Source organism: Megasphaera sp. MJR8396C, from assembly GCF_001546855.1.
GTDB lineage: Bacteria > Bacillota > Negativicutes > Veillonellales > Megasphaeraceae > Megasphaera.
Genome location: NZ_KQ958174.1, coordinates 1 through 4431 on the forward strand (window position 1 = coordinate 1; position 4431 = coordinate 4431).

At 50.6% G+C, this 4431-nt stretch carries 5 protein-coding genes; all 5 read left to right on the forward strand.

Going from position 1 to position 4431, the window contains the following annotated elements:
- The first annotated feature begins 270 nt into the window (after positions 1-270).
- The 5 genes from HMPREF3201_RS04925 to HMPREF3201_RS04940 all read left to right on the forward strand — a co-directional run bounded on the left by HMPREF3201_RS04925 (position 271) and on the right by HMPREF3201_RS04940 (position 4336).
- Positions 271-711, forward strand: coding sequence for a MarR family winged helix-turn-helix transcriptional regulator (locus HMPREF3201_RS04925; protein ID WP_062412017.1), 441 nt, complete (start codon positions 271-273; stop codon positions 709-711).
- A 102-nt stretch (positions 712-813) separates the two neighbouring features.
- Positions 814-2001 carry an iron-containing alcohol dehydrogenase gene (locus tag HMPREF3201_RS04930; RefSeq protein ID WP_062412018.1) on the forward strand — a complete coding sequence of 396 codons (1188 nt, stop codon included), beginning with the start codon at positions 814-816 and terminating at the stop codon, positions 1999-2001.
- Positions 1976-2101, forward strand: a complete 126-nt coding sequence (locus HMPREF3201_RS12040; protein WP_255353899.1) for a hypothetical protein — start codon at positions 1976-1978, stop codon at positions 2099-2101. Before HMPREF3201_RS04930 ends, HMPREF3201_RS12040 begins: the two co-directional genes overlap by 26 nt.
- A 34-nt stretch (positions 2102-2135) precedes the next feature.
- On the forward strand, positions 2136-3029 hold the full coding sequence (locus tag HMPREF3201_RS04935; protein ID WP_062412019.1) for an alpha/beta hydrolase: 894 nt from the start codon (positions 2136-2138) through the stop codon (positions 3027-3029).
- A gap of 245 nt (positions 3030-3274) precedes the next feature.
- On the forward strand, positions 3275-4336 hold the full coding sequence (locus HMPREF3201_RS04940) for a metallophosphoesterase (protein WP_206671171.1): 1062 nt from the start codon (positions 3275-3277) through the stop codon (positions 4334-4336).
- Positions 4337-4431 lie beyond the last annotated feature (95 nt).

Below are 4431 nucleotides of genomic sequence, written 5' to 3' on the forward strand. Positions count from 1 at the left end.
AGCCACCCGTTTTACGGGTGGAGGCGACTAGCAGTATAAGGAATCAAGGGCAGTCTGTCCATGCGGATCAAGCCTAAGGGCATACGCATAGGATGTATCCAAGGCGTTCCGTCGCAGGAATATGTATTTCGAGGCGAATGTTACGCTTTAATTCAAATCTAACCTTAGCATTATCCTAAAAAAGTGCCAATCTTTATTGACAAATAGGGAGGCCTATTTTATAATAGTACAAAATTAAGACTAATATAAAATCGTACTAAGGAGATACTTATGGAAGATATGATCAGCCAGTTGATTCAAGATTATTGCGCCTGCCTGAACGAATGGAATGCCGCTTATGAGGACTATGCCAAGTCTGTGGAATTAAATTTCACCAGCCTTTCCATCCTTTCCGCGCTTTACGATACCGAAAATTGTACCCAGAAGATGCTGTGTGAGCAGTGTTTTCTTCCCAAGCAAACCGTCAATACGTCCGTCACGGCCTTTTATAAAAAAGGATGGATTCGGATGCAGGAGCTGCCGGAAGATCGGCGGAACAAGACGATCCACTTCACCGAAGAAGGCCGGCGTGAGGCAGAGCGCATCATGCATAAGGTGCGGGAAAGTGAACGCCAAGCGATGAAGGGATTGAGTAAAGAGGAACGGGAGCTGCTTATATCCCTGACGAGACGCTATGTGACGGACTGCATCAATGCCATGAAAGGGCTGTAAAAGGCCCTTTATTTGTTAATTAATTAGTCCTAAATATAGATTATATAGTTTTAATACTTTTTTACTGACACGATTTTGATTCACTATTTTTAAGGAGGAACCATGAACGAATTCATGTATTACAATCCCGTGAAACTGTTTTGCGGGGAACATCAGCTTTCCAATGTCATCAAAGAGATTCAGCAGTACGGTCATCGTGTTTTGCTTATTCTCGGCGGCGAGAGCTTTATTAAAAATGGCAACTATCAGCCCTTGGTCGATGCTTTGGAAGCGGCCCATATAGAGCGTGAAGAGCTGCGGGGAAACCGGGTGCCGTCGCTGAATGTCGTGCGGAAAGGCATTGCCCTTTGCCGTGAAAAGAACATCGACTGTGTACTCGGCATTGGCGGAGGCTGCTGCATGGACATTGCCAAGACCATTGCCTTTGGGGTCAAGCAGAGCCGTGACATCTGGGACTACGTTACCTATCAGGCCGAGCCGGACACACAGGAGCACTTGCCGGTCGGTATGATTCCCACATTTCCATCTTCCGGGTCGGACATGAACGGTTCCGCGCAGATTACCAACGACGAAACGACGGAACAAGCAGGTCTATCCGGCGTATATCCGAATTTCACCTGGTTAAATCCAGCTTATATCACAAAACTGCCCGTCGCGTCGTTGATTGAGGGGCAACTCACCGCCTTTGTTCAGGTGTCCATTGCCTACCTGGGGCTGGAACGGTCCGGCATTGCCGAGGCGATGGCCCTGACCCTGATGAACAGTATCCGCGCTAATCTGTATAAGCTAGTCAAAGAACCGGATAATCAGTCTGTTCGCACCGATTTAATGGTTGCCAGTGCCCTGAATGTCAGTGGCCTGACCGGACTTGGGAAGAGCGGCGATTGGAGTCTTTATCCTTTAGAAGGGATTATGCAGAACTACTACGGTGTCGGCTACAAGCAGGCCATTACGGTACTGTTTCCGTACTGGCTGAAGCAGTGCTATGACGGACAACCGGTGTTCAAGGACTACTTTACTCAGGTGTTCGGCGTAGATGGGAGCGGAAAGTCTGATGAAGCGATTCTGGCAGAGGGACTGCAGGCCCTGTTTTCCTTCTACCGTTCCTTCGGCTTTCCGACCTCCTTTGCTGAGATTAAGGAGCGAAAAGAATCTTTGAACGAACTGCGTGCTGCCATTGCCTTAGTTGGAGCGCAGCCTTCCATCTATACTACTTTCACCGTCGAGAAAATTGAGCAAATGATGCTGGAATCCATCGACGGCTATGGCAAAAAGGGAGGGCAAGCATAAAATCGGCGGCCATCTCTGGGGCTGCAGCACTAACGCACCGGATGATGTGGCCAAGTTGCCAGTCATGACCCGGGCCTATGAGCTTGGGAAATCGTTGTAAGTTATAACATTCTACTACCGATGGAGGTATTATCATGAAAACCAATATAACCTTTCAGAGTCACGGCTTGACCATTGCGGGCGTTCTGTATCTGCCCGATGATTTTATGGGCGGCAAACGCGCCGGTATCGTCTGCTGCCATCCAGCAGGCGGCGTCAAAGAACAGACCGCCGGCCGCTATGCCGAAGAGCTTTCTAAGAAGGGCTTTGTTACCCTGACCTTCGATGCGGCCCGTCAGGGCGAGAGCGGCGGTGAACCTCGCGGTCTGGAAGATCCGTTCCAGCGTGCCGAGGACATTCGCAGCGCCATGTCGTTCCTGTCTGCCCGCAGCTTTGTCGATGAAACTCGGGTGGGGATTCTCGGCGTCTGCGCCGGTGGCAGCTATGTGTCTTACACAGCACAAACGGACCGCCGCATGAAAGCCATTGCGACGGTCAGTGCCGTCGATCCGGCAGGAGAATTGCTGCAAGACCCGGAAACGAGGGACTTCCTATTGAATCAGGCCGGCATCTTACGCAATTTAGAAGCACAGGGCGAGGGCTCTTTCCTGACTCATGTGAACCCCGGCACCCGTACCGAAGCAGAGAGCTACCCCGAACGCAGCATGTTCCGCGAATGCTACGACTACTATGTGGAAGGCCCTGGCAAGCATCCTAATTCTACCGGCTGGGGACGGCTGCAGTACGATGTGCTGGCCCACTTTCGGCCCTTTGAGCATATGGAATGGATTGCGCCTCGTCCCTTGTTGATGATTGTCGGTACGGAAGCGGATACGTGCCATTTCTCCGATGATGCCGTGCATGCTGCTGGTTCCAATGCCGAACTGTATGAGATTGAAGGCGCATCACATATGGACTTGTATTATAAGGATAATTTTGTTACTATGGCCGTGGAGAAGCTGACTGACTTCTTCACGAAACATCTGTAAGGTTTCGTTTGTATACCAGCGGGACGGTAAAGAAACAGGACGTCCTGTATCAGGTAGACGATGGCGAATATACTAATATGGCGGTCCATCCTTGAGGTGACATACGAAGCCTTGTTATGGGTTTTTACTATTTTGTGAAATTCAAAGATATATGGACAACACCTATGAAGGAGTGATGATACCCTTTGATGTGGGCTATTTTATTTGGCGGGATCTTTCTGCTCTGCCTTGCCGGACTATGCTTTTTGATTTATAACGTACATAAATTCCGATTCGTATCGGCCCTGTCCCGTGGAAGTAAAGAGGCAGGCTGGCTGATCAGTACCGCTGTGGTTCTGCTGCCTACGGCCCTTATTTGGATTGCGTGGGGCTTTATGAACGCCGTCGTTGTTTTGCTGCACCTTGCCGCGTTCTGGATTATGGCAGCCTTCTTTCAATGGGCGCTTCAAAAATATCGGAAGAAACCGTTTCAGCGCCATTATGCGGGGATAGCGGCTGTGCTGGTTACCGTCATCTATCTGACCGTTGGCTTTATACAGGCCAACCATGTCTGGCAAACGGACTACACCGTGACCACCGCAAAGCCCGTCGGGTCACTCCGGGTGGCTCTCTTGGCTGATTCCCATGTGGGGACGACCTTTGACGGTGAAGGACTGGCAGCGCATCTTGCCCGGATTCAGGAACAGAAACCCGACGTCGTCGTCATTGACGGTGATTTTGTCGACGAGGGTACCAGCAAGGCCGATATGGTGGCCGCCAGCCGAGCCTTGGGCCAGCTTCATGCACCCTACGGCGTTTACTACGTATTTGGCAATCACGACAAGGGACGCTATGCCAACGGTCAGCGCGGATACGACGGCGATGACCTCATGGCCGAACTGCAAAAGAACGGCGTCACCGTATTACAGGACCAAAGCGTCCTGATCGACCATCGCTTCTATCTGGTAGGGCGGCAGGATGCTTCCGAAGAAAAAGATTTCGGCGGCAGCCGTGCCAGTATTTCCGATTTGACAAAAAATCTGGATAAAGATAAATACACCATCGTCCTCGACCATCAGCCCAGTGATTACGATGCCGAGGCTGCAGCCAGCGTGGACCTGGTCCTGTCCGGCCATACCCACGGAGGACAGATGATCCCCATGGTCCAGCTCATGCGCTGGTTCCATATCGGAGAGGATAACGTCTATGGATTGGAACGCCGTGGAAACACCGATTTTATCGTGACCTCCGGCATTTCCGATTGGGCCATGAAATTTAAGACCGGGACCCGGTCAGAATATGTGATAATCGACATCCAAGGTAAATGACCATGAAAATATATCGCCCCGTTTACGGGCGGTCAAAAAAATATAGGTAAAACAAAGCCCCCGAATTGATGTGACCCCAAAAAGTTAGACCTAGC

What these genes read in the sequence shown, in the direction of transcription:
- HMPREF3201_RS04925 (WP_062412017.1), top strand. Translation starts at nt 271, where the DNA reads ATGGAAGATATGATCAGCCAGTTGATTCAAGATTATTGCGCCTGCCTG.
- HMPREF3201_RS04930 (WP_062412018.1), top strand. Translation starts at nt 814, where the DNA reads ATGAACGAATTCATGTATTACAATCCCGTGAAACTGTTTTGCGGGGAA.
- HMPREF3201_RS12040 (WP_255353899.1), top strand. Translation starts at nt 1,976, where the DNA reads ATGGCAAAAAGGGAGGGCAAGCATAAAATCGGCGGCCATCTCTGGGGC.
- HMPREF3201_RS04935 (WP_062412019.1), top strand. Translation starts at nt 2,136, where the DNA reads ATGAAAACCAATATAACCTTTCAGAGTCACGGCTTGACCATTGCGGGC.